Here is a 24817-nt window from a genome sequence, read left to right as displayed (position 1 = left end):
ATTCAGGTAAAACATTACATTCTTAAACTAAGCGGTTATGGACTTAAACCTAAAGATTTTGTCGTTTTAATTCTTATTGAAGCTGCTTTAAAACAAGTAAACCAAAACTAATAAACAGTTAAAATCATAATTCTGGTTATTAGCATTTTACTAGCAAAATTACTGCTTTAACTGTTATTAGGAGAGTATACGGCTTTCATGAAATTACAACTACATAATCCAGATTATTTATTAACCTAATTCAAAAGAAATTATTTATATAACCCAGCATAGCCCAACATAATCCTCGATTTTTTAATATTTTGATTAAACGGGTCTCTTTTAGCAGCCGGTACGTATAAATAACAAGTGGGTACTTTACTTTAGAAATCATGAAAACTAAGGCCGTTGTGCTAGTGGTAGGGATGGGAGCATTATTCTTTATGTCTACCAAAACTTTTGCTCAATCCGATAACAGCCCCGAAACGCGGGTGATGGCAAGCCAAGTGGACAAAGGAGAGGAAGATAAAAGTCGCTTAAAAGATGCCAAGGAACTGAAAAGAAGCACCAAAGCGGAGGCTAAAATGGCTAAAGCTACTGCTAAAGAAGCCAGCCGGATAGAAGATGATGCCTCCGATGCGGCGAAACAAGCTCGCCAAGCGGCCCGCCGTGAGATAATAGCCCAAAAAAGCCGCAACAACGCCGATGAGCAAGCCCGGAAAGCAGCTGAGGCCACTGAGAAATCAAATAATAATTAAGATCTAAAAATTTTTAAATGTAAGAAGAGGTTGCTGATGAGCAACCTTTTTTTATGCCTGAATTCTAAAAAGCAACCTTTAACTGTTCGATCATGAATTTTATGTAATTCAGATCTTAATTTTAAAGCGATTTACGGCAAAAAATTTAAAAATTTTGCTGAACAGCGTTATTCTTCTTTTTGTTTTTGGCGGTGATAATACCTCCGGGATTTGGTCGTGCTGCCGCAATCCACGGGATTACACCAGAGCCGCTTGCCATTTTTGGTTTTATCTAAAAATAACCAACCGCATTCGGCACATTCTTTTATTCTTTTCCGGTCTTCGTGAACCAGCGTTTGGTAAGCCGAATACAAAATTATTTTTAACGGACCTTCCAATTCATTCTCATATACTTCTTGTTGCAGCGCGTAGTCCGGGCCTTGCCAAGTAAGAAAAACCCCGGCCAACGCCCCAGATAAGTTTTGATTAAAAGTAGCCACCACTGCGGCGGTTGGAATAGTACCAGCGGCAATCGCTGAGAAAAGACGGTACAAGTTTTCACGCACCGCCACAATAGCTTCTAAGGCCGCTTCGGCCGCTTCGGGGTTTTGCGCACTATACTGGTCTAATTGATCTAAGGTACTTTCCGGCAAAATCTGCACCCGCCGGCACAAAATTAAAAAATCGGCGTAGGTCGCCAGGTAGTTATGTACTTTCTCTACTTTTCGGCTGCGTAGGGTATTTACGAAATCAAAACAAAGTACTCCCCCATCAAACTGAATCGTTTTTATGGTATTTTGATTCGCCATACTTCACTAATTAAACCACTTTAGGTAGTAACAATTTATAATGTTATTACGTTCTAATCCTTTTTAAGTAGTAAAAATAAGTAAAAAGCTACTTAATTCCGGCAGCATTGGCATAGAAATTTAAAAAAGCATTCCGTATGAAAACCAGAATAAACGAATTACTCATTAGTTACCGGGAAATATACCGGGGACCAAACTGGATTGAAGTAAGCCTGCAGCCGGTTTTAGCCGACGTAGATAGTACTTTGGCTTTTACCGATCCACCCGGCAATCGTAACTCTATTGCTAAAATCGTTTGCCACCTGGTTTTTATCCGGCAATATTTAATCAAAAAGCTGCAAGGCGACCTAAGCACCGTTATTGACCAAGACAAATCTTTTAACACGGCTGCTTATGGTAGTCATCCGGAAACTGCCTGGCAAAACTTACAAGAGGAACTGGCCCGTACTTTTCAGGAAATAACGGACCTGTTACCAGCCGCCGAACCAGCATTGTTAGAAAAACAGGTTTTGCCCCGCGATTACAGTTTCGATTATTTAATTGCCGGCATTATCCAGCACGAAGCCTATCATACCGGGCAACTCGAATTTTTAAAAAAGCAACTGCAGCAACTCGCTTTAAATAAGTAATATCATGGCTAAAACCACTAAAGTTCCCCGTTGGCTGGTATTGGTAGCCTTTGCCAATATTTACCTGGTTTGGGGTTCAACGTACCTGGCTATCGTTTTTGGCCTCGATGGCATACCACCTTTTATTTTGTCGTTTATGCGTTTTTTAACGGCCGGCGTTATTTTATTTGTGTGGTGTTTATTCAAAGGCGAACCTTTGCCCACACGCCGGAATTTTGGTTTAAATGCCGCCTGCGGATCTTTCATGTTGGTTGGTGGCTCCGGGTTGGTCACCTGGGCCGAGCAATTTATTAGTTCGGGCAGCGCGGCTATTTTAATTGCTACAGAGCCGTTTTGGTTTGTTTTGCTGGATAAAAAATGCTGGTCCACGTACTTTTCGCACAAATTAATTATCTGGGGCCTGATTATCGGGTTTGCGGGCGTAATCCTGTTTTTTATTCTACCTGGTAAAGCCAGTCTTATGTCCGGTTCGGAAGAACACCTAATTGCCTACCTGGTTTTATTGGGCAGTTCCGTTTTATGGGTAGTGGGTTCCCTGCTTTCTAAAAATACCGGCGACCAAAAAGATTCTACGGTAATGACAACGGCGCAGCAACTCATGGCGGCGGGCGCAGTAAGTTTTGTTATTAGTTTATTTACCCAAGAATGGCCAAGCTTTTCGTTGGCCGAGGTAACGGTAAAAGCCTGGGGCGGCTTAGCATTTTTAATTATTATGGGATCGCTGGTCGCTTATTTATCTTTTATCTGGCTTATTTCCGTGAGGCCACCCGCTTTGGTGAGTACGCACACCTACATCAATCCGGTAGTGGCGGTATTGCTGGGTGGTTTGTTCGCCGCCGAAAACATTACGCTGGGGCAAGTGGCCGCCTTAGGAATTATTCTGGCAGGAGTGTTGCTGACTAACATTCCGGGTTATAAAAAGCAATTAACTACTTCCAAGTAGCTTTTTTTTTAAATTTTTGCCAGCTTTTATCCTGTCGAGCTAAGATTCTATCCCGGGCGATTTTATAATTCGGTAATCAGGTACAAATTCCAGGATTCATCCGTAAAAGCAGTATGGATAAAACAGCCAGTTTCCGGTTTGTGGGAGCGCTTAACGATTTTCTGCCCAAAGCTCAAAAAGAAAAGGCAATCCGGTACAGTTTCGGCGGCACACCCGCCGTGAAGGATGCCATTGAAGCATTGGGGGTACCGCACCCGGCAGTAGCAGTAATAGTGATAAACAAGAAACCTGTGGCTTTTAACTATTGGCTCCAGGCAGAAGATACCGTGGAAGTTTATCCGCAAGAATACCCTACTAAATGGCCCCAGGCTCCTAAGCTGCGAGTAGAACTACCACAACCACCTGCGTTTATCCTGGACGTGCACCTGGGTAAACTAGCCAAAAGCCTGCGCCTGCTGGGTTTTAATACCATTTACGAAAATAATTACGACGACCAAACCATTGCCGATAGAGCCGCCGCCGAAAACCGCGTAGTACTTACCCGCGACATAGGCTTGCTAAAATTAAGAATAGTACAATGGGGTTACTGGCTGCGTTCGCAAAATTCTGAAAAACAATTAGCCGAAGTGCTGGCTCATTATAACCTGTTCAACAAAGTTCAACCGTTTACCCGCTGTTTGATGTGCAACGGCTTATTACTAAACGTACCGAAAGAAGCGGTGTTAACTCAATTGCCGCCCAAAACTAAAATTTACTTTCAGGAATTTCACCAATGCCAGACTTGCCGGCGCGTATTCTGGAAAGGTTCGCACTACGAACGTATGGAGCAATATGTACAACAACTGCATTTACCGGAAACAGATCGTTAAATTTAAAAATTCAATCTTTTATTAATTTATATAACGTGCGAGCTAAGCAAAGCCTACACGAAATATAAGCTAATCTTCTTTATTACCGTCATTCTGGAAGAATGTAACCAGTAAGTAATCGGTTAGATTCTTCCAGAAGGACCGTAATAGACGGGAAACACGATCGTTTTATCATTTTGGCTAATACAGAGATGTACTTTTGTTGGTAAGGGCTTCGCTCGAACGCACGTTATTTAGCAGCATTTGCTTTCTGGTATACCCGTACGTAATCTACTTCAAAGCGGGTAGGGAACGTAGTTTGCGTTGGGTCTCCCCCGTTATCGCCGCCAATGGCTAAGTTTAATAACATATAATGCGGGTGGTGAAACGGGTTTTTATTTGTGCCATCCTGGTTGATGGTTTGGATGAGGTTTACTTCGTTCAACAATAGATCATCCACGTACAGCCGGATAAATTTTTCGTCCCAGTCCATGCGCCACACGTGGAACTTCTGTGCCCAGTTAGAATCCGGGAAAGAAGTGACGGCCTTTTTAGTAGTGCTCCACTTGGCACGGTATTGTTTATCCGTGCCCCAGGCTAGGTTGGCCAGCAGCGAATCGCGGTAATATTCCATAATGTCTACTTCACCGTTGCGGGGCCACTCGCCGGCTACGCCCAAAGTCCAGAAAGCGGGCCAAAGACCCGGACTGATGTTTATTTTGCCACGCATTTCCCAGCGGCCGTATTGCCATTCATGTAAGCCTTTGGTATTTAAACTGGCCGACGTGTAATTTGCATTTTCCCGGTTCCGGCGCCAGTCCGGGTTGTTAGCTTGGTAATTAGGATTTGGCTTTTGTTCGCGGCGGCCCATAATAATTAAAAATCCGTTTTCGCACCGGGCGTTTTCGGGTTGGTACCACTGCGCTTCGTGGTTCCGGACAAAACCTTTTTCAAAAGTCCAGTTCTTCGGATCGGGCATGCCGGGTACGTTAAATTCATCGGCCCAAACGAGTTGCCAGGCATCCGTTTTTTTAAAATTTTTCGATTTAAAGGCTGAAGGGGACTTGCTTTGGGCAGACAAATAAGTTGGAGCCAATAAGCAGGCGAACAATAGCGTAAGAACCCAGGATCGTTTCATAGCGGCGGCGCGTGAATTCTAAATATAAGACTTTCTGTGGAATTTTTTGCTTTAGCTAACCGTGCCTACCTTTGCGCAAGCAATAAATTTAAAAATATGCAAACACCACTCAGGCGGTTCCGGATAATAGGCATTATAGAAGGCATTTCGTATTTAATTTTACTGGGTATTGCCATGCCTTTAAAATATTTAATGGGCATTCCGGAAATGGTAAAAGTAGTGGGCTGGGCGCACGGGGTGCTTTTTGTCTTATTTGGGCTGGCTTTGCTGCACGTTTGGGTAAACCGGCGCTGGAGTTTCGGGCGGGCTTTCCTGGCTTTCCTGGCTTCGCTGGTACCTTTCGGCACATTTATTTTTGATAAAAGCCTGAAGCGCGAAGAAAAACTGGTGAATAATTGAACTAAGAATAGTTATTCCGGCTCGGTTACTCGGAGGCCGTAGGATCATTAAGTTCTAATTCCAGCACGAGTGCTATTGCTCGTGAGACTTACCGTCCGGCCCCTGGCCGGAGTAAAGGCACCGATTTTACCATGCATTTAGGCACAAGTTTTAAAACTTGCGCCAGGTAAAATGTTCTTATTCCCACCGACTACAACAGTTAAGCTAACCCGAAGCAATATCGGGATCATCAGTTAACCTGGCGACGTAGTGCTGTAAAGTTTGGTAATCGGTGGGAGTGTCGATATCAAAACCACCCAATTCAAAAGGAATATTACCCACTTCTTCTGAAAATTTAAAAAGCAGTTTTTTGGCACCTTGCGCACCGCTCAGATTAGTTAAATCCGGGAAGAATTGCTTATCAAATAAAACGGGCGTGCCAATGGTATCCTGGTAAGCGCAGGCAATGATTTTTTTTAAATTTTTTTCTTTTTCCGCGACTAATTGCTGCAATATTTTGCCCGACACAAAAGGCTGGTCGCAGGTCATTAAAAGCACACTGTCCAAGTCCGGCACGGTTTGCAGCAAAGCGTGTACGCCATGCCGCACGGAGGCTCCCATGCCTTCCCCCCACGCTGGGTTTTCGACAATGGTAATCTCCGGAAAGTTTAACTGCGAACGTAGTTCATCAGCCTTCGCGCCCAGCACTACTACCACGGGCGCACAACCCGAATGCCGCGCCGCCTGTACGGCGTGGTACAGCAAGGTTTGCCCCTGAAATTCTAAATTCTGTTTGGGGCTACCGAAGCGTACCGAAGCGCCCGCAGCCAGCAAAACTAATCCGGTTTTCGTCATTTTTTTAAATTTACGCAACGGCATCCGGCACGGGTTGCGCAGCTGTAACCGGAATGGGCGTTTCTATGATAGTGCGGTCGTGAATAGCTTCCGGCTTATTTCGCAAGGCGGTGCCCGGTTTACCCGTTAATACCGCTTTTATTTCGGATAATACCGATAAGGCAATTTCTTCGGGAGTTTCGGCGCCAATATCTAAGCCCAGCGGTCCGTATACTTTTTGCATTTGGTCGGGTGTAAATCGCAGGCCTTCGTCCTGCAACTCCGTAAGCATTTGGGTTAGTTTTTTTTTAGGACCTAAAACCCCTACGTAAGGCACCGCTAGTGGAATTAACTGGCGCAGCATAGCTATGTCGAAGTTGTAATTGTGCGTCATGAGCAGGAAAACAGTTTGCCCATCCACGGGGATTAAATCTAAAACCTGCGGCGGTTTTGCCAGCAGCACTTTATCTGCCAACGGAAATCGATTTTTTACGGCGTAGTTGGTGCGACCGTCTATTACCGTTACCAACCAACCCAAAATACTGGCCATTTGCACCAAGGGCTGGATATCGTTGCCGGCTCCCAAAACAATTACTGATACCGGTGGACGCAGATATTCTACAAAAGCGCTGATTACTTTATCTTGTACCTGGTAATTGCGAATAACTGATTTTTGATTTTTTAAAACTTGCATGGCTTCCTGGGCCAATAACTCCTGCAAAGCCGTTGGTTGCACGTGGCCTCTCGCTGCCGCTTTTTCGGGGAGCAGCAAGCAGGTACCTGGTTGTAGGCCCATCCGGTTTTGCAGCGAAAATAACGTAACAACTACCCCTTGCTGCCGCTGGCTTAACACCGAACGCAATAAAGCAATCGGATTATCGGGATTTTCGTCCGCAATAGGCTCAATTAAAATCTGAATAATGCCATTGCAGCCTAGCCCTACACCTAACCGGGAATCATCGTCGTCGGTAGTATCGTAGGTTACCAGCAGGGCTTTTTGCTGGGCCATTACCAACCGGGCTTTGCGCAGCGCATCGCCTTCGAGGCAACCGCCGCTAATAGCACCGGTTAATTCGCCGTCTTCGGTTACCAGCATCCGGGCGCCAGGCCGCCGGTACGCCGACCCTTCTACCTGCACCACCGTGGCTAGGGCCGTCCGCTTTTTTAACTGACTGGCTACATCATAAGCCCGTACAATATCTTGTATTTCTTTCATACTAATTTAATAGTTAAATATAAGCAGTTACCTGATAATAAGGCAAGCCCCGATATTTAAACTAGCGAAAAACAGCCCAATGGGAGCGATTGTTTCTAAAAAGTAAACTGCTCAGCTTTAGTAAAATAGCAAAGGCAAGTGTTACAACTTGCCTTTGCTATTTTACTAAAGCTATTTTAAATTTTATCAACCTTCTACTTCCTGGGTTACCGGTACGGCTTTAGGTTGTACTTCGTAGAGGTAAAAAGGCACTTCGTACCCTTCGCGCTGTAAAATAGGTTTGGCCACGTTAAACACCGGTACGCCCGCCGAGGTTTTTCCTTCTAAAGTACCCACGTGGGCGTGGCCGTGAAAAGCCGCCAGTACCTGACGCCGGTTTATCGGTTCTACCAGCCGGGAGCAGCCCAGAAAAGGAAATATTTCGGGTGGTTCGCCCACTACGGTTTCTTTAATCGGCGAAAAATGAAGCACCACAATTTTAGGCAAATCATCGGTATAATCTACGTCCAGGTGGGCTAGGGCCCGGTCTAGGCGCAAGGCATCGTCCACGGCTTCCTGCACAAAGCTTTTGATCATGGGTTCGCCGAACATGGATAGCATGTACTTATCGAAACCGCCGCCAAAGCCTTTTACCCCGGCAAAGCCAATGCCTTGCAATACTATTGTTTGTCCATCCAGAATATGTACTTTATCACTTTCCAGCATTTTTTTAATATTTTTCTGCTGGTCGCGCTCGTAGTCGTGGTTTCCCAGCACGGCCACTATCGGAATGGTACAGGCTTTTAGTTCGGCGGCCAGTACTTCGGCTTCGGCCAGGTGGCCGGTATCGGTCAGATCCCCGCAAATTAGTAAAATATCAGCCTGGGCCGAAACCGTCCGAAAGTAGTCAACCCACTTTCCCTGGTCCGTTTCTTTCACATGAATATCGCCCACGGCGGCAATCCGGACGGCGCTGCGCTGTTTGTTATCTTCCATGGTTAAACAGTTTTGATGGTAACTACCTTATACTCGGCATCCACAATATCGGTTCTATATTGCGTCTGGTCGATGATCGGCCCCAGGCAAACTTTTTCGACGGGTAAAGGCATATCAAACTGGCCTTTGGCTCTTTCGATTAAGGTATCAAACAGCCAGCGCGGTACTAAGTCGCGCTCCGTCGGGTACACAAACTGAAAAAGAATGACCTGCGCCAGCAGTAAATGCCAGTGTTGCTCCAGGCGGGTCCAGATGCGGTTCCAGTCTAAGCGGTGGCCGTATTTTACAATAATGTGGTTTACATCGGCACCATCGTAGCGTTCCCGGTTTTGCACGTATACTTTGCACCACAGTAATTCTTCCGCGGGAATAAATTTCACGGGTACGCCGTACGCCTCGCCCACTACCGCGTGCTCAAACCACGACTCATCTACGGTGCAAATGTTGTTTACCGTATTAAAAATAATATCGATGTAATAATTATTCCGGAATACTTTGGCCAGCCAGCGTACATCGGTTAGCTCGGTCGCAAAACCATTATCCGCGAAAAATTTTAAAATTTTGGGGTAATCGCCGGCTTTGCAAAATAAATCCAGATCTTTCAAATCGCGGATAATGCCCGTATACTGGCGCAAGGCTAAACCGCCGCCCACCAAAAACGGAATTTCACTTTCGGAAAGTAAGCGTAAGGCATCGGCGAAAAAACCATGCGCGGCTGTTTGTAATTCGTCTTCTTGTATCATGTATTATTTTATGCGCTTAAAGGTAAAGGAATGTGCCCTACCCGGCAGTTTTGAGCCAGTAATCAGCCCGCTAACGTAATTAATCCCGGAAAATAGGGCAAAGTAGTAGGTTTACTTATTTCGGGCAGATTTGTTATCCGGATGGCCTAAGAAACCTATTTTTTTGTATTTAACTTTGGTTAACCGCCTACCGGCTTATTTATATCTTGAAAATTTAACTTATTAGCCTGAGCTAAGTTTAATACCTTTACCAACTCCATTTTCAAAAGGATTTACCTTCTGCTTTTAACTATGAATAAAAAACGCATTGCCATAGACATGGACGAAGTAATGACCGATGCCATTGGTCGTTTTATAGAATTATATCAACAAGAATTTAACGAGGATTTGTCGGCGCTGCGGCAGCCCGGAAATAATTTAGAAAAAGTAGTACCGCCGGATCGTTTGGCTGCGGTAAAATCGTGGCCCCACCGTCCTGATTTTTTTAAAGATTTAGATGCCATAGATGGTGCCTTGCAAGCCGTAGCACAATTGCACCAACACCACGAAGTTTTTATAACCACGGCGGCCCAGGAGTTTGAACATTCGTTTACGCCCAAATACAATTGGATTAAGCAACATTTGCCTTTTATTACCTGGAAGAACATTGTTTTCTGCGGCGACAAAAGCATTATCCGGGCCGATTACCTGATTGATGACTTGGAACGGAATTTAAAAACGTTTACCGGGACTGGTCTGCTATTTACGGCACCGCACAACGCGCACGTGGAAGGGTATACGCGTTTGAATAATTGGCAGGAAGTGGTGGATTATTTTTTAAAATAAGCTATTAGCATATTAAACAACTTCATTAGATAGCTTGTTTTTTGGAGCCGGTTCCCGCCTCCAGGCTTTGGTGCTACCTAGCTTGATCAGTAACCAGTTTGCCTCTTGGCCGGCAGGCCCCGTTTGGCTCTTCCGGGCTGGTCTAAGCTTCCTTTCCTCCTTACGTCGGAATTCTGCTGCGCAGAACCAGAACCTTAGAAGGCCCTCCACAGCCAAACTGATGTCGTTTATGCTTAGCTTCGGCTTTTCTGGCTCAAATAGTTTAGACAGGAGAGAGTAGAAATTATATTTACTACATAACCAAATACTAGAAGTAGCAAAAGGAAACTTCCTCGTTCTATTTTCTTCTCATTAAATTTTAATGAAAGTTGGTTTAACATTCGGGTATTACTACTTAAAAAAAGTAATATCGGTAGCTCAGAACAATTGACCGTAGTTTAGCTATGAAGCACCTGCTAGGGTTCCGGTGCCGCAGGAATTCCGCAGCGAAGTAAGGAAAGAATGAAGCAATAGCGGCATCTCCTCCCCTGTTTTTAGGGGAGGTCCCGTAGGGGGAGGGGTTAACGCGGCTCGCCGGCCAGGAGGCAAACTTGAAAGTAGCAAGTTAGGCGGCACCAGTGCCTGGAGACTTGGAAAGGCTCCAAAGATCAACGTTAATAGTGCATCGCTTTTCCATTTAGAATGCTTACAGCTATAACTGAACAGAATTTGGGATAATTAAAGAACAAAAAAAACAGTTACAAAAGGTATCTACTGGTAACAATTGTAACTGTTTTTAAACTTTTAAAATCAACTTGCTTAAGTTAAGCTAACCAAAAGCTAATTCTGATAATTTTTTAAATTTTTACTTTTTCCGGAACACAATGTTGATCGGTACTCCTTCGAAGCCGAAGTGTTTCCGGATTTTGTTCTCCAGAAAACGGGTATAGCTTTCCTTAATGTACTGCGGTAGATTACAGAAAAACGCGAACGTTGGATTATGGGTGGGCAGCTGCGTGATGTATTTAATTTTCACGAACTTCCCTTTAATCGCCGGCGGTTGGTACGCTTCTATTTCTTTTAAGATAACGTCGTTTAACTTGGAAGTAGATATTTTCTGCGTTTTGTTTTTGTAAACCTGAAACGCTGTTTCGATGGCTTTATGCACGCGCTGTTTGGTTAATACCGACGTAAAAATGATGGGCATGTAGGTGAGCGGTGCCATTTTTTCGCGGAGCTGCTCTTCGTATGCCTTCATGGTATTGGTTTCTTTTTCCACCAAATCCCATTTGTTTACCAGTATCACAATGCCTTTCCGATTTTTATCCGCGAGGCCTACAATGTTCATGTCCTGGGCTTCCAGGCCGCGGGTAGCATCCAGCATTACAATGCACACATCCGATTCTTCAATAGCTTTGATAGAGCGCAGCACCGAGTAAAATTCAATATCTTCGTGTACTTTGGTTTTGCGGCGCAACCCAGCCGTATCGGTAATAATAAACTCCATCCCGAAGGCATTGTAACGGGAGTTAATGGAATCGCGGGTAGTACCGGCCACGTCCGTCACGATGTTGCGTTCTTCACCGAGCAGCAAATTTACAAACGAGGATTTACCCACGTTGGGTCGGCCTATCACCGCAAGTCGGGGAACACCTTCGTCGGGGTTTTCGACATCTTCGGTTTGGAAGTGCTTGACTACTTCGTCCAGCAAATCGCCGGTGCCGGAGCCACTCGCCGAAGAAACCGGAAATATTTCTTCGCCTAAACCCAAGGCGTAAAAATCACCGATAAACTGCGCTTTTAAGTTGGTATCGGCTTTATTGGCCACAATGTAAATGGGTTTATCGGAGCGGCGCAGTACGGCGGCAAATTCTTCGTCGAGGCTGTGCAAGCCTTCTTCTACGTCCACCATAAACAAGATCACGGTAGCTTCTTTAATCGCCAGTTCTACTTGTTTTCGGATTTCGCCTTCGAAAATATCATCCGAACCGTGCACGTAGCCGCCAGTATCTACTACGGTAAAATTTTTACCAATCCATTCGCCGTAGCCGTAATGGCGGTCGCGGGTAACGCCGCTTTGGTTATCCATAATGGCTTTACGCTCGCCAACCAGGCGGTTAAAAAGCGTGGATTTGCCCACGTTGGGGCGCCCCACAATTGCAACAATGTTTGACATTCGTCTTTGTTTTGTGGTTTCAGCCCGTGCCGGAGCGGACGGGTTACCGAAACCGATTTAGAAATTAATTAAAATCCATGGCCGGCAGTTCACAGCCGGTATTCCTTCCACGGGAGATAGTTGGTAGTTGTTGGTTGCTGGTTATTAGTTTAAAAGTACTAACTAACAACGAACAACTGGTAACGAACAACTACAAATCATTATACCCAAATTTATTCAACGCTTTCGGGTTAGAGCGCCAATCTTCCTGCACGCGAACGTACAGCTCTAAATGCACTTGTTTGGCAAAAAACTGCTCCATTTCCTGCCGGGCCTGGGTGCCAACTTTTTTCAGCATTTTACCTTCGTGGCCGATTACGATGCCTTTCTGGCTTTTGCGTTCCACCATAATTTCGGCCCGCATCCGGATAATGGTATCGTCTTCTTTAAATTCACCCACTACTACTTCGCAGCTGTACGGAATTTCTTTTTTATAATTTAAAAGAATCTTCTCGCGGATAATCTCAGCGGCAAAGAAACGCTCGGGCTTGTCGGTTAGTTCATCTTTGTCGTAATACGGCGGATGCACCGGCAAATATTCCAGGATAGAATTAAAAACCTGGTCGGTATTAAAATTTTCTAACGCCGAAATGGGAATAATGCGGTCAGCTTTAATTTTATCCTGCCAATACGCCACTTTTTCTTCTACTTCCGGCTCCGTGGACTGATCTATTTTATTGATCAGAAGCAAGATTTTAGCTTCTACATTTTGCAGCCGTTTAATAATTTCTTCTTCGTCGTGCTTTTCGTAAATGTCCGTAACAAACAAAATTACGTCGGCGTCTTCTAAGGAAGCGCTTACAAACCGCATCATGGATTGGTGCAACTCGTATTTGGGCTGAATAATACCAGGCGTATCGGAGTACACAATTTGAAAATCGTCGCCGTTGAGAATCCCCATAATCCGGTGCCGCGTGGTTTGCGCTTTGGAAGTAATAATAGATAGCCGCTCGCCCACCATTACGTTCATGAGCGTAGATTTGCCTACGTTGGGTTTGCCAATAATACTGACAAAGCCGGCTTTGTGTGGTTTTTCGCTCATAATTGGTTACAGGTTACAAGTTGCAGGTTGAAAAGTTTTAAGGTTGAAAGGTTATAAAGTTTAAAAGTTAACAGGTGCAAGTTCGGCAAAGAGGTAATAATTAATTTTACCTGCTATATTTTACTCCAACTAAGCAGCTAACGTTTAATTTTTAAATTTTCGGTTAACTTCTTCTAACTCTGGCAACGCGGCCGCAAAAGTACAGCTTTTTCTTGGTTTTTTGTTATACCCCGTGTATATAAGCCTGTTGCTACACAAATTTTCGAACAAAGCCCGGCCTTCGGGTGTTACCTTTTCAACTTTATAACCTTTTAACTTTCAAACTTTTCAACCGGCAACTTGTAACTTGCAACCTGAAACCTGCAACTTAAAACCTGCAACGCTAAACATGAATGATATCAATACCCGGAAAACCGGGGTTTTATTAGTTAATTTAGGTACGCCCGATACGCCCGAAACAGGTGATGTGCGGAAGTACCTGCGGGAGTTTTTAATGGATAAGCGGGTAATTGATATTCCGGCTCCCCAACGTTTTGTTTTGATTAATGGCATTATTGCTCCTTTCCGGGCCCCCAAATCGGCCAAAATATATAAAGAGCTTTGGGAAGAACGCGGGTCGCCGTTGTTGTACCACAGCGTAGATTTAAAAAATAGCTTGCAGGAGCAATTAGGTGCTAAGTACCACGTGGCCTTGGGCATGCGCTATCAAAGCCCTAGTATCCAAAGTGCGCTGGAAGAACTACGCAGCAAATTTGTGGACCGGATTATTGTGTTGCCTTTGTTTCCGCAGTATGCCTCGGCTTCTACCGGCTCTGTGCAGGATAAGGTAATGGAAATTGTGAAGGAATGGTGGATTGTACCGGATATTACATTTATCAGTTCGTTCTGCGACGATCCTTTGTTTATTCAGGCGTTTGCCGCGCTGGGTCGGAAATATTTAGAAAAAGAGCCTTACGACCACATTGTTTTTAGCTACCACGGCATCCCTGAACGACACATTTTAAAAGGCAGCGTGAATAATTACTGTAAACTAGGTTCCTGCTGCGATACCTACCACAAAATGAACCGGTATTGTTACCGGGCGCAATGTTTTCTAACCTCGCGGTTATTGGCCAAAGAATTAAACTTAACCGAAGGCCAGTACAGCGTTACGTTCCAGTCGCGGTTGGGGAAAGACCCCTGGTTAAAGCCTTATACCGATGTTTTGCTGCAAGACTTACCCGCCCAAGGTAAAAAACGGGTACTGGCTTTTAGCCCAGCCTTCGTAGCCGATTGTTTGGAAACGACCATTGAGGTAGGTAGTGAATTTAAGGAACTATTTGAAAAAGCCGGCGGCGAACACTGGCAATTAGTCGAAAGCTTAAATTCCAGTCCGTTGTGGGTTGAAGCCGTGAAGCAGATGATTTTACGGAATTAGTTTAACAGAAAAGGCAGCTACTACGCTGCCTTTTCTGTTAAATTTTAAAAATTTTGCTTTAATCATCAAATACATCCGACCAATCGGTATCTCCGTCATCTTCTATATTCTGCATAAAAGGTAATTTGGCGTACAAGCCAGGTGCCAAAGTACGCTGGTGATGCACCGTGCGCCGGCGCAAATTAAAACCCACAAAATAGTTAGCCCAAAAATTACTTTGAAACCCCAGGTAAATGGGTTCCCCTTTGGCTTGCTCCAAAACCGGACCGGCACCAGCACCTACCACTCCTAAACCTACCTGCATTTCGGCGTAATAGCGTTTCACGCCTTTCTGAAAATCAAAACCCAGATCTACTCCTACCGGAAATTTACTTAAATTCCAATAAGCCGCTTCCAGACCGTAGCTTACCTGATATTTTTTATCACTGATATTTAAATGCAACATTGGCCCGATGGTAAAGGCACTTTGGGCCTGACTTTTAAAGCTGAAGAGTACTAATAAAAGCAGAAGGTGAAAGGTACGCATGCGTCTACAATTGCCGATAAACCAAAAATCCATGTTCAGCAAATGTAACTAAAACCTAAATATTTAAAAAATTATATGTTTATAAAGATTTACTTAGAACGTTTGAAGCCTCGGTTAATTGCTGCAATAGCTTTACAGGCTCAGCTTGCACAATCAGGTTCGCTTGATATTCTTCCCGGATAAAGCCGTCGGCCACGCTCCTTTCTATGAATTGCATAAACGAGTTAAAGTAATTATTTACATTATAAAAAGCTACCGGTTTAGTAATGATGCCTAACTGGTTCCAGGTAATAATTTCACAAACTTCATCCAGGGTACCAAAGCCGCCGGGCATGGCAATAAAGCCATCCGCTAAACTGGCCATTAAAGCTTTGCGTTCGTGCATGGTTTGTACCACGTGCAGTTCCGTGAGGGAGGCATGCGCGACTTCCCGATCTACTAAACTTTGCGGAATTACCCCGGTTACTTTCCCGCCGTGCTGCAGTACACTGTCGGCAATGGTGCCCATCAAGCCCACTCTCCCGCCGCCAAATACCAGTTGGATGTTTTGCTCGGCCAACAATTTTCCTAACTCTTGCGCCCTGATTTTATAGATGGGATTGTTGCCAAAATTAGCGCCGCAAAAAACCGCTACACTTTTCATATTTTTAAAATTTTTAAAAAGAAGCCCGGGTCAGGCGATCGTTAATGGCTTTACCTAAACCCGTTTCCGGAACAAGTTCGGCTAAAATTACCGCAATGGGCAAGGCATCCAGATACCGCAACGCTAAAAACAAATTACGGGCGGCTTCGCTGGTATCGCCGCTGGGCGATAAAACAAATTGCTGGGCGGTTGGCACTGGTTCGTACAAATTCCGAAAAGACAAGATTCCCAGGCTTTGAGGCTCGTATTTTTTTAAATTTTCAGGGATGTTACCCAAGATAACTTTTTTGCGCGGCGCGTAATGGCTGCTCAGCATACCCGGGGCTTTGGGGTTAGAGCTGCTGGTTCTAACGTACGTAATGGGTTTGTTAATAACTGCCTCTATCTGGTCCAGAGCCAAACCACCTAAACGCAATATTTCCAACTGATCGTTTATTACCTGAATTATGGTCGACTCAATGCCTACCTGGCAAGGTCCGCCGTCCAGAATGTACGGGATGCGGTCGCCGAGTTGCTGGGCTACGTGTTGGGCCGTAGTGGGGCTTACGTAACCAAACGGGTTGGCGCTAGGCGCGGCTACCGGAAAATCTAATTGTTGCAGCAAACTTAAGGTAAGCGGATGATCCGGAATCCGTACCCCGACGGATTCGTTGCCCGAAGTAACTAACAACGGAATCTGTGGATTTCGGGGTAGTATTAAAGTTACTGGTCCCGGCATAAAAGCTTCGGCGAGTTTATAAGCCAAGTCCGGGATATGTACCGCAATTTGCTCGAACTGATTAATGCTGTGCGTGTGCACAATTAATGGATCAAAGGCCGGGCGCTGCTTGGCTTCGAAAATGGAAATGACCGCCGGTTCCTGAAATGCACTGGCCGCTAGGCCATAAACGGTTTCGGTGGGAATTGCTACTAGTTTACCGGTACGCAATAGAGTGGCTGCTTGCTCTATATCCGTTCCTATTACTGCCATAAGTTTTTAAAATTCAGCCGCAAAGGTAAGGCAATTCTTTTGTTTATTAACTACCGCCGTAACTTTAGTAAATACAACCGACATGCGTATAAAAAACACGAGCCGCCAATAAATTGGCAGCTCGTGTTTTTAAAAATTTAAAAAATCAATTTCAGGCAGGCACTTTGGCGTATAAACCAGCCAGCTTTTCGGCTACATAATCAATTTCGTCGGGAGTATTATACTTACTAAACGAAAACCGAATCGCCCCGCGGTCGGGATCGCAGTTTAACGCATTTAACACGTGCGAACCCGCGTTGGCCCCGCTGGTGCAGGCACTGCCCCCGGAAGCCGATATTTTGTTAATGTCTAAGTTAAATAACAGCATTTCGGTAATCTCGGAAGGCGGCAAGCTTACATTTAAAACCGTGTACAAGCTTTTATCCGCCATGGCCGAGTTTCCGTTAAATTCCACGCCCGGAATTTGCTCGGTTAAACGGGAGATCATCCGGTTTTTTAAATTTTGAATGTGCTGCTGGTGCGCATCCATGTCGCGGTAAGCTATTTCCAGCGCTTTAGCCAGACCAATAATACCGTATACATTTTCGGTACCACCGCGCATATTCCGTTCCTGCGAGCCCCCGTGGATAAGCGGCGGAATTTTGACGGCACCGTTGGTATAAATAAAACCCACTCCCTTAGGGCCATGAAACTTATGCGCCGAACCCACAATAAAATGCGCTTTTAGTTTTTGTAAGTCGTGGCGGTAATGCCCCATGGTTTGCACCGTATCGGAATGCTGAATAGCGTTGTATTTCGCACAAATCTCGCTGATGGCTTGAATATCGTTCAGGTTACCGATTTCGTTGTTGGCGTGCATAATGGAAACCAAAGTTTGCTCCTGCGTGGCCAAAAGCTCTTCCAAGTGATTTAAATCCAGGTTACCCCGTTCGTCGTGCGCCACGTAACGCAACTGAATTTCGCCGGATTTTTCCAGCGACTCCAGCGTATGCAGCACTGCGTGATGTTCCAGCCTAGAAGTAACTGCATGTTTTAAGCCCAAAGCCCGAACGGTGGAACAAATAGCCATGTTATCGGCTTCGGTACCTCCCGAAGTAAAGAATATTTCGGCAGGAGCCACATTTATTAAAGTAGCAATGGTTTTCCGGGATTTCTCGATGGCAGAGCGTACCTGTCGGCCATGGGCATGAATAGAAGAGGGGTTCCCAAAATATTCTAACATGTAGGGCACCATGGCATCAAAAACTTCTTTGTCCAAGGGCGTGGTGGCAGCATTATCCAGATAGACCATTGTTTCTTTCATTAAAAATTAAAAATCAGGAACGAGAAATTATTCTGATTCCGTTGATACTTAAAAGGCAAAAATAGAACATAAAAAAATGGATGGAAAGTTTAAAGCTTAAACTTTCCATCCATTGCTGATTTTTAAAGTATAATTTCTAATTCCTAATTTTTTAATTTTAGGCTTTTACCGTAATAATCTCTTTAATATCGGCGATGATTTTGTTAGCCAGATGCTCGGCCGTAGCGTTGGTTTCCGATTCGGCGTAAATCCGGATAATTGGTTCGGTGTTCGATCGCCGGAGATGCACCCATTCTTTATTAAACTCGATTTTTACTCCGTCAATGGTATTTACCGGTTGCTTCGCGTAGCGTTTTTGAATCTGCACTAAAACATCGCCTACATCAATATCCGGCGTTAATTCGATTTTATTTTTAGAAATGTAATAGTTTGGGTAAGCGGCCCGCAAGCGCGATATCCGTAAATTACTTTTAGCTAAATGCGTTAAGAATAGCGCAATACCCACCAAGGCATCGCGACCGTAGTGAAGCTCGGGGTAAATGATGCCCCCATTACCTTCGCCACCAATTACCGCATTTTTTTCTTTCATGAGGTTTACTACATTTACTTCACCTACCGCAGAAGCAAAATATTCGCCGCCGGCTTTTTCGGTAACATCGCGTAAAGCTCTGGTAGATGACAAATTAGATACCGTATTGCCTTTGGTGTGCTGCAACACATAATCGGATACGGCTACCAGGGTGTATTCTTCCCCAAACATACTACCATCTTCGCATATTAATGCCAAGCGGTCTACATCCGGGTCCACGACAATACCTAAGTCAAACTTGCCTTTTTCCAGAATTTTTGAAATTTCCCGTAAGTTTTCGGGCAGAGGTTCCGGATTGTGGGCAAAATTACCGTCGGGTTCGCAGTATAGTTTTTCTATCTGCGTTACGCCTAATGCTTCTAGTAACTGAGGCACTGCAAAACCGCCGCTAGAATTTACCGCATCTACTACTACCCGAAAGTTTTTAGCCGCAATAGCTTCTACATCTACTAGGGGCAATTCCACAATGGCTTTAATGTGTTTGCGTAAAGCGGTATCGCTCTGGATGTATTTTCCCAGTTTAGTAACCGGGGCAAACTCAAAAGCTTCTTTATCGGCTAGTTCTAAAATTAACTGGCCTTCTTTATCCGATATAAACTCCCCCTTATCGTTCAGTAATTTTAAAGCGTTCCATTGTTTTGGATTATGGCTGGCTGTTAAGATAATGCCGCCGCCCGCTTTTTTGGCGGGTACCGCCATTTCCACAGTAGGTGTAGTAGATAATCCCACATCAATTATGTTAATGCCCATTCCTTGTAAAGTGGCAGCCACTAACTTATTCACCATGTCGCCGGACAAACGAGCATCCCGCCCTACTACAATGGTATTGTTTTGCGTAGTTTTTAGTACCCAATCGCCAAAGGCAGCGGTGAATTTAACTACATCCAGAGGCGTTAAGGCCTCACCTGCTTTTCCCCCAATGGTGCCCCGGATCCCTGAAATAGATTTTATTAAAGCCACGTGTATTGTGTTATATTTTTATAAATGTACTGCTTGCCCAACCAAGCTTTTTTTAAAGAAAATAGTTAAATGAACAAAATGCTGCTGGATACCATTATTTTAAAAATAATTTAACATTTTCGGTGCAATATACAATACTGTTGGGCGTAATACCAACCTTAAACCGTACAATAGTAATACTCCCCGCGTAAATACAGGTCATCAATCAAATATTTATTACGTAATTCGTACCATAGCCAACCAACTAAGCAGGCCTTGGTTGCCTGTTTTACAAGTAAAATTTAGTTTTTATATAGAATAACTTTATATGATGAATAAAGAAGCCAGTCGGGAAAATCAATTACAAGCTTTTAATCGCCTGTTAAATATAATGGATGAACTGCGCGAAAAATGCCCCTGGGATCGAAAACAAACCATCGCCAGCCTGCGGCATTTAACCATTGAAGAAACCTACGAATTATCAGATGCCATTATGCGCAATGATTTACAGGAAGTAAAGAAGGAAATCGGGGATTTAATGCTGCATTTGGTCTTTTACGCTAAAATAGCGTCCGAAACCCAAACCTTTGATTTAGCCGATGTTTTAAATACCTTATGCGATAAGTTGATTTTCCGGCACCCGCACATTTACGGCAACACTGAAGCAAATACGGAAGAAGAAGTTAAAAAAATTGGGAGCTCCTAAAGATAAAAGAAGGCAATAAATCGGTATTGGGTGGCGTTCCTGTATCGTTGCCAGCTTTAGTAAAAGCTATGCGCATTCAAGAAAAGGCCCGCGGTGCTGGATTTGACTGGGAAAACAAAGCCCAGGTTTGGGAAAAAGTAGAAGAAGAACTCGAGGAATTTAAATCAGAATACCAGTTAAAAGAAGAACAAGCCATAAATCAGGAAAAAGCCACTGCTGAGTTCGGCGATTTATTATTCTCGCTTATCAATTTCGCGCGTTTTATAGATATAAACCCGGAAGAGGCGCTGGAGAAAACAAATTTAAAGTTTATCAAGCGCTTTAAATACCTGGAACAGGAAGCTGGTAAAACCGGAAAATCGCTGGCGCAAATGACACTAGCAGAGATGGATGTATACTGGGAACAAGCTAAAAAAGAATTTTAAAACCTAATTATAAGACGAGAAAACAAGCTGTTTTTTGTGTCTGACAAAATATTTTTTTCGTTAAAATAGAATTAAACACTCATTTATTACTACATTAGGTCAACTTTATATATATAGTAAGAGTATAATACATATATTTGGTTGCAATTAATCTAGTTAAAATAAGATTTCAGATTAAAATATTGTAAAATTTTCAGCTGTTCAAATTAAATTATTTTAAAAAATTTAATTACAAGGTTTACATATTTAATCTATATACCTGATATTTTACTAAAATGTTAATGATATTGCTAGTTTTCAATAAAATTAAAAACCTCACTGATAGTTCTATTTTGCGATAAGGGTTTATTTTATTTAGGTTTGTAATAAATGTTGCTAGAATTTTATGGAAATTTCTTCTTAATTACATCCTTATTAAGGTAGCTCATAAAAACAAAGTTGTTCTGGAATACGGGTAAACTTAGTTTTAATTAAAAATACTTAGGCGGTTCTTATTTCAAGGCTGGACCGTTTATTTTAGAAATAAGCCTAAAAAACAAAAACAAAATTTTTAACCCAACCCAAAAACTAAACTTTTAAATCTTAACAACAATGGAAAAAAAGAATGCCGTAAGTACGAATGCGCCAAAACCAGCAACTTCAAAGCCAGCAGCTACCGCCAAACAAGAAGGAGGCGCCGCCGGTTCTATTTTTGCCAGCATCGTTATCCCAGTAGCAATTGTGGTTTCAATCTTGATATACATGTTTATCCTGGGTAACCCGGCAAACTTTGAAGGTGGAAATCCGGAAAATCACCCCCTACCAGGTAATTACCTTGGCGTAGTTTACAAAGGTGGCATTATTGTGCCCATGTTGATTTCCTTAAACTTAATGATTTTAACTTTTGCCATTGAGCGTTTTTTAACGATTAATAAAGCAAGAGGCAGCAAGGGAATTGAGCAGTTTGTAAGAACTATTCGTCAGAAATTAAATGTAAATGATGTTAATGGCGCTTTAGCCGCCTGCGATGCTCAAAAAGGTTCGGTAGCCAATGTGGTAAGAGCTGGTTTAGGTAAATACAAAGAAATGGAAACCGATCGCACCTTAGCGAAAGATCAAAAAATTCTGGCTATTCAGAAAGAGATCGAAGAATCTACAGCTTTGGAATTGCCCATGCTAGAGAAAAACTTAGTAATTATTTCTACTATTGCTTCTATCTCTACCCTGGTAGGTCTGATTGGAACTGTATTGGGTATGATTAAAGCATTCTCGGCTCTTGCAACGGCCGGTAGCCCAGATGCAGTAGCCCTTGCAAACGGTATCTCGGAAGCTTTGATTAATACTGCCTTAGGTATTATTGGTTCTACTATTGCCATTATTGCTTATAACTTCTTTACAAGTAAAATTGATGCGCTTACTTACAGCATCGACGAAGCCGGCTTTAGTATTATCCAAACCTTTGCGGCACAGCACGATAATGCGGGTCATACGAGCACTGCTCCTACTACCCATTCATCTGTTAACATTTAATTAAATTTTAGTACTAAAAACAATATGCCTAAAGTAAAACCTCATAGAGCCCGACCTTCCCTGGACATGACGCCCATGGTGGACTTGGCCTTCTTGTTGGTTACCTTCTTCATGCTGATTTCTAAATTTGCACCGGAAGAAGTAGTGGTGGTCGATACCCCGTCATCAACCTCGGACATTAAACTACCAGAATCGGATATTATTACGATTTCGGTAGATAAAACCGGACGAGCTTTTTACGCGGTAGGTGGCCAGCAAACCAGACAAGCATTATTAGATAAAATGTCGGCTAAATACAAAGTAAACTTCACTGCAGCGGAAAAAAAGCAATTTGCCACTATGGAGAGCTTTGGCGTGCCAATAGAACAATTGAAATCTTTACTGGACATGAGTCCGGAAGATCGGAAAAGAGCAAATCAGCCAGGCGTTCCATTTGATTCATTAAATAATCAATTGGGAGACTGGATTATGCAAACCCGTTATTCTAACCCAAAGGTAAAGATTGCGATTAAAGGTGATAACGATGCGGACGTTCCGGCAATAAAAGGAGTTATTAAAACCTTGCAAGATCGGAAAGTTAATCGTTTCAACCTGATCACCGATATGGAAGTAAAACCTAGAAACCTCTAAGCACAAACAGAAATGGCTGAAATACAAGAAAAAGGCGGCGGAGGCGGGAAAGGCGGGAAGAAAAGATCCAAGAAACAATCCACCCGGATTGATATGACCCCGATGGTGGACCTTGGTTTCCTTTTGTTAACGTTCTTTATTCTTACCACTACCTTCGCCAAACCCCAGACGATGGAGATTAACATGCCGGTAAAACCGGTTAAAGAAGATGAGCAACAAGCATTGAAAGCGTCGAATGCGTTAACCTTAATTGCGGATGAAAAAGATCAGCTCTTTTGGTACGCTGGTTTACCAGATGCTCCGGCGGCTCCCGGAGTTCAATTAACCGACTACTCCGCTAATGGTCTCCGGAAAATATTACTGGAGAAACGCTCAAATGCTAATTTAACGGTTTTATTAAAGCAGACCGACAAATCGCGCTACAAAAACATGGTTGACATGCTGGATGAAATGAATATTACAAGCATTCGGAAGTACGCGATTGTGGATGTGGACCCCCGGGATACTAAATTAATTGCAGATGCGAAAGCTAAATTGTAGTAGAAAATGGAAAAACAACTGAATTATTCCACCGCGTCGCTCGATGACATTGTATTCGAGTACCGCAACAAATCTTATGGAGCTTTTTTCTTGCGTAAGATTTATAACAAGCACGTTACTATTGCTACTATTGTTGCTATTGCCCTTTTTATTTTGTTTTTGAGCGCTCCTTTAATTGCAAAATTAATTGGTGGCGACGATGACTCAAATAAAGTGGTAAAAATAGAGAAAGTAGTAGAGCTGGCTGAACCACCATCATTAGAGAATAAGCCACCCCCACCCCCACCAGATTTGCCGCCACCGCCGCCACCTGTGGTATCAACGGTTAAGTTTACGCCTCCGGTAATTAAAAAAGACGAAGAGGTACGGGAAGAAGAAGAAATTCCGGATCAAAAAGAGCTGGAAGACGTGGTAATCGCTACTGAAACTGTAGTGGGTAACACCAACCAGGAAGTTTTAACGGAAGTGGAAGCTCCTTCTGAAGTAGGTGAAGTTGTATCGGAAGAGATTTTTACTTTCGTAGAGCAAAACCCAACGTTTCCGGGTGGTTTAGACGCAATGTACAAGTATTTGGGTAAGAACATTAAATACCCGGCAGTTGCTTCGCGTAATGGTTTAGAAGGTAACGTAATCTTGCAATTTGTAGTAAACAAAGAAGGCGCTATCTCTGATATAACCGTTGTTAAATCCCTTGGTGGAGGAACTGACGAAGAAGCTATCCGGGTTATTAAAACCATGCCTAACTGGACTCCAGGCAAGCAAAATGGTCGACCCGTTAACGTTCGTTACACTTTACCTGTTCGATTTAAATTACAGTAAAATAGCAGTTCCTTATTTAAAAAAACTCTGGTTTCTCTTATGGAAACCAGAGTTTTTTTATTCTATATAATAGCAGCTTATTGTTAGTTCTTTTTTAAACGAAGAACATTTAAATCCATATTATATAAAAATTTAAATAACATGCAGCCTAACACCAATCGATCAAGAAATAACCCGGAAAAATATTTAAAGTATTTTACTTTATTTATGTGTTTAGTATATCCAGTTCTAGGTTTGTTTATCATGCTTTCTGATAATACCCAAATTGCATTATCCCAAAATTATAAAACTATTTTGGGTACAATGCTAATGGCCTATGGTGTACTTCGGTTTTATCGTGCCTATAAAAAATATTTTCCTAAGGAATATCCTGACGAGAATAGTTAAAGTATAAAGGGAATATATAACTTATTCTATTGTTAACTAATAAGCATGTATTGTTTTTATCAATAATTTAAAAAATTAATATGTGTTCCTTTTAAATTAGCTAATTCTAACTCTGAAAATCTAA

General features: G+C 43.2%; 25 protein-coding genes and 1 pseudogene. 13 read left to right on the top strand and 13 right to left on the bottom strand.

Going from position 1 to position 24817, the window contains the following annotated elements; translation table 11 throughout:
* The first annotated feature begins 371 nt into the window (after window positions 1–371).
* Window positions 372–737: a hypothetical protein gene (locus AHMF7616_RS23970; protein ID WP_115375191.1), complete on the top strand. Its 366-nt coding sequence runs from the start codon at window positions 372–374 to the stop codon at window positions 735–737.
* Window positions 738–904: 167 nt separating this feature from the next.
* Here AHMF7616_RS23970 and AHMF7616_RS23965 read toward each other — a convergent pair whose 3' ends face one another.
* The gene (locus AHMF7616_RS23965) at window positions 905–1525 is read right to left on the bottom strand and encodes a CGNR zinc finger domain-containing protein (protein ID WP_115375190.1); all 621 of its coding nucleotides are present in this window, start codon (window positions 1523–1525) and stop codon (window positions 905–907) included.
* 137 nt (window positions 1526–1662) lie between these two features.
* Here AHMF7616_RS23965 and AHMF7616_RS23960 point away from each other — a divergent pair, with 137 nt between their 5' ends.
* From AHMF7616_RS23960 to AHMF7616_RS23950, 3 genes are all read left to right on the top strand, one after another.
* On the top strand, window positions 1663–2154 hold the full coding sequence (locus AHMF7616_RS23960; protein WP_115375189.1) for a DinB family protein: 492 nt from the start codon (window positions 1663–1665) through the stop codon (window positions 2152–2154).
* Between the two features lie 4 nt (window positions 2155–2158).
* Window positions 2159–3097 carry an EamA family transporter gene (locus AHMF7616_RS23955; RefSeq protein WP_115375188.1) on the top strand — a complete coding sequence of 313 codons (939 nt, stop codon included), beginning with the start codon at window positions 2159–2161 and terminating at the stop codon, window positions 3095–3097.
* Window positions 3098–3210: 113 nt separating this feature from the next.
* The gene (locus tag AHMF7616_RS23950) at window positions 3211–3966 is read left to right on the top strand and encodes a Mut7-C RNAse domain-containing protein (protein WP_115375187.1); all 756 of its coding nucleotides are present in this window, start codon (window positions 3211–3213) and stop codon (window positions 3964–3966) included.
* A gap of 229 nt (window positions 3967–4195) precedes the next feature.
* On the opposite strand, the gene AHMF7616_RS23945 is transcribed toward AHMF7616_RS23950, so the two are convergent.
* A complete protein-coding gene (locus AHMF7616_RS23945) occupies window positions 4196–5083 on the bottom strand; it encodes a glycoside hydrolase family 16 protein (RefSeq protein WP_115375186.1) in 888 nt (295 codons plus the stop codon).
* A gap of 96 nt (window positions 5084–5179) precedes the next feature.
* Between AHMF7616_RS23945 and AHMF7616_RS23940 the strand changes: the two genes are divergently transcribed.
* The gene (locus AHMF7616_RS23940; protein ID WP_115375756.1) at window positions 5180–5482 is read left to right on the top strand and encodes a DUF3817 domain-containing protein; all 303 of its coding nucleotides are present in this window, start codon (window positions 5180–5182) and stop codon (window positions 5480–5482) included.
* Between the two features lie 204 nt (window positions 5483–5686).
* Here AHMF7616_RS23940 and AHMF7616_RS23935 read toward each other — a convergent pair whose 3' ends face one another.
* The 4 genes from AHMF7616_RS23935 to AHMF7616_RS23920 form a co-directional block, all read right to left on the bottom strand.
* Entirely contained in the window at window positions 5687–6316 is a 630-nt protein-coding gene (locus AHMF7616_RS23935) for a nucleotidyltransferase family protein (protein WP_115375185.1), read from the bottom strand.
* Window positions 6317–6326: 10 nt separating this feature from the next.
* Complete coding sequence (locus AHMF7616_RS23930) at window positions 6327–7511, bottom strand: XdhC family protein (protein WP_115375184.1); 1185 nt, start codon at window positions 7509–7511, stop codon at window positions 6327–6329.
* A 186-nt stretch (window positions 7512–7697) separates the two neighbouring features.
* The gene (locus AHMF7616_RS23925; protein ID WP_115375183.1) at window positions 7698–8486 is read right to left on the bottom strand and encodes a metallophosphoesterase family protein; all 789 of its coding nucleotides are present in this window, start codon (window positions 8484–8486) and stop codon (window positions 7698–7700) included.
* A 2-nt stretch (window positions 8487–8488) separates the two neighbouring features.
* Complete coding sequence (locus tag AHMF7616_RS23920) at window positions 8489–9229, bottom strand: nucleotidyltransferase (RefSeq protein WP_115375182.1); 741 nt, start codon at window positions 9227–9229, stop codon at window positions 8489–8491.
* 291 nt (window positions 9230–9520) lie between these two features.
* Here AHMF7616_RS23920 and AHMF7616_RS23915 point away from each other — a divergent pair, with 291 nt between their 5' ends.
* Window positions 9521–10054, top strand: a complete 534-nt coding sequence (locus tag AHMF7616_RS23915) for a 5' nucleotidase, NT5C type (protein WP_115375181.1) — start codon at window positions 9521–9523, stop codon at window positions 10052–10054.
* Between the two features lie 844 nt (window positions 10055–10898).
* On the opposite strand, the gene der is transcribed toward AHMF7616_RS23915, so the two are convergent.
* Both der and era read right to left on the bottom strand, forming a co-directional pair.
* Window positions 10899–12209, bottom strand: coding sequence for a ribosome biogenesis GTPase Der (gene der, locus AHMF7616_RS23905; protein ID WP_115375179.1), 1311 nt, complete (start codon window positions 12207–12209; stop codon window positions 10899–10901).
* A 190-nt stretch (window positions 12210–12399) separates the two neighbouring features.
* Window positions 12400–13290, bottom strand: a complete 891-nt coding sequence (era, locus tag AHMF7616_RS23900) for a GTPase Era (RefSeq protein WP_115375178.1) — start codon at window positions 13288–13290, stop codon at window positions 12400–12402.
* A gap of 388 nt (window positions 13291–13678) precedes the next feature.
* Here era and hemH point away from each other — a divergent pair, with 388 nt between their 5' ends.
* Window positions 13679–14707, top strand: a complete 1029-nt coding sequence (hemH, locus tag AHMF7616_RS23895; RefSeq protein ID WP_115375755.1) for a ferrochelatase — start codon at window positions 13679–13681, stop codon at window positions 14705–14707.
* A 58-nt stretch (window positions 14708–14765) separates the two neighbouring features.
* Here hemH and AHMF7616_RS23890 read toward each other — a convergent pair whose 3' ends face one another.
* The 5 genes from AHMF7616_RS23890 to glmM form a co-directional block, all read right to left on the bottom strand.
* Window positions 14766–15233: a hypothetical protein gene (locus tag AHMF7616_RS23890; RefSeq protein ID WP_147275774.1), complete on the bottom strand. Its 468-nt coding sequence runs from the start codon at window positions 15231–15233 to the stop codon at window positions 14766–14768.
* A gap of 79 nt (window positions 15234–15312) precedes the next feature.
* Window positions 15313–15876, bottom strand: coding sequence for an LOG family protein (locus AHMF7616_RS23885; protein WP_115375176.1), 564 nt, complete (start codon window positions 15874–15876; stop codon window positions 15313–15315).
* A gap of 13 nt (window positions 15877–15889) precedes the next feature.
* A complete protein-coding gene (locus AHMF7616_RS23880; RefSeq protein WP_115375175.1) occupies window positions 15890–16846 on the bottom strand; it encodes an L-threonylcarbamoyladenylate synthase in 957 nt (318 codons plus the stop codon).
* 151 nt (window positions 16847–16997) lie between these two features.
* Window positions 16998–18149, bottom strand: coding sequence for a cysteine desulfurase family protein (locus AHMF7616_RS23875; RefSeq protein ID WP_233507723.1), 1152 nt, complete (start codon window positions 18147–18149; stop codon window positions 16998–17000).
* Window positions 18150–18306: 157 nt separating this feature from the next.
* A complete protein-coding gene (glmM, locus tag AHMF7616_RS23870) occupies window positions 18307–19698 on the bottom strand; it encodes a phosphoglucosamine mutase (RefSeq protein ID WP_115375174.1) in 1392 nt (463 codons plus the stop codon).
* 310 nt (window positions 19699–20008) lie between these two features.
* Here glmM and mazG point away from each other — a divergent pair.
* The 6 genes and pseudogenes from mazG to AHMF7616_RS23840 all read left to right on the top strand — a co-directional run bounded on the left by mazG (window position 20009) and on the right by AHMF7616_RS23840 (window position 24693).
* Window positions 20009–20808 (top strand): annotated as a pseudogene (mazG, locus tag AHMF7616_RS23865) (nucleoside triphosphate pyrophosphohydrolase).
* 591 nt (window positions 20809–21399) lie between these two features.
* On the top strand, window positions 21400–22317 hold the full coding sequence (locus AHMF7616_RS23860; RefSeq protein ID WP_115375173.1) for a MotA/TolQ/ExbB proton channel family protein: 918 nt from the start codon (window positions 21400–21402) through the stop codon (window positions 22315–22317).
* Between the two features lie 24 nt (window positions 22318–22341).
* Window positions 22342–22947 carry an ExbD/TolR family protein gene (locus AHMF7616_RS23855; protein WP_115375172.1) on the top strand — a complete coding sequence of 202 codons (606 nt, stop codon included), beginning with the start codon at window positions 22342–22344 and terminating at the stop codon, window positions 22945–22947.
* Window positions 22948–22959: 12 nt separating this feature from the next.
* Window positions 22960–23487: an ExbD/TolR family protein gene (locus AHMF7616_RS23850; protein WP_115375171.1), complete on the top strand. Its 528-nt coding sequence runs from the start codon at window positions 22960–22962 to the stop codon at window positions 23485–23487.
* Between the two features lie 6 nt (window positions 23488–23493).
* A complete protein-coding gene (locus AHMF7616_RS23845; protein WP_115375170.1) occupies window positions 23494–24306 on the top strand; it encodes an energy transducer TonB in 813 nt (270 codons plus the stop codon).
* Window positions 24307–24447: 141 nt separating this feature from the next.
* Window positions 24448–24693 (top strand): hypothetical protein, encoded by a 246-nt coding sequence (locus AHMF7616_RS23840; protein ID WP_115375169.1) that lies wholly within the window; start codon window positions 24448–24450, stop codon window positions 24691–24693.
* The last annotated feature ends 124 nt before the right edge of the window (window positions 24694–24817 follow it).

It is taken from the genome of Adhaeribacter pallidiroseus (genome assembly GCF_003340495.1).
GTDB classification, from domain to species: Bacteria; Bacteroidota; Bacteroidia; order Cytophagales; family Hymenobacteraceae; genus Adhaeribacter; species Adhaeribacter pallidiroseus.
The sequence above is the reverse complement of the archived record's forward strand: the minus strand, read 5'-3'. Positions and strand labels throughout refer to the sequence as shown.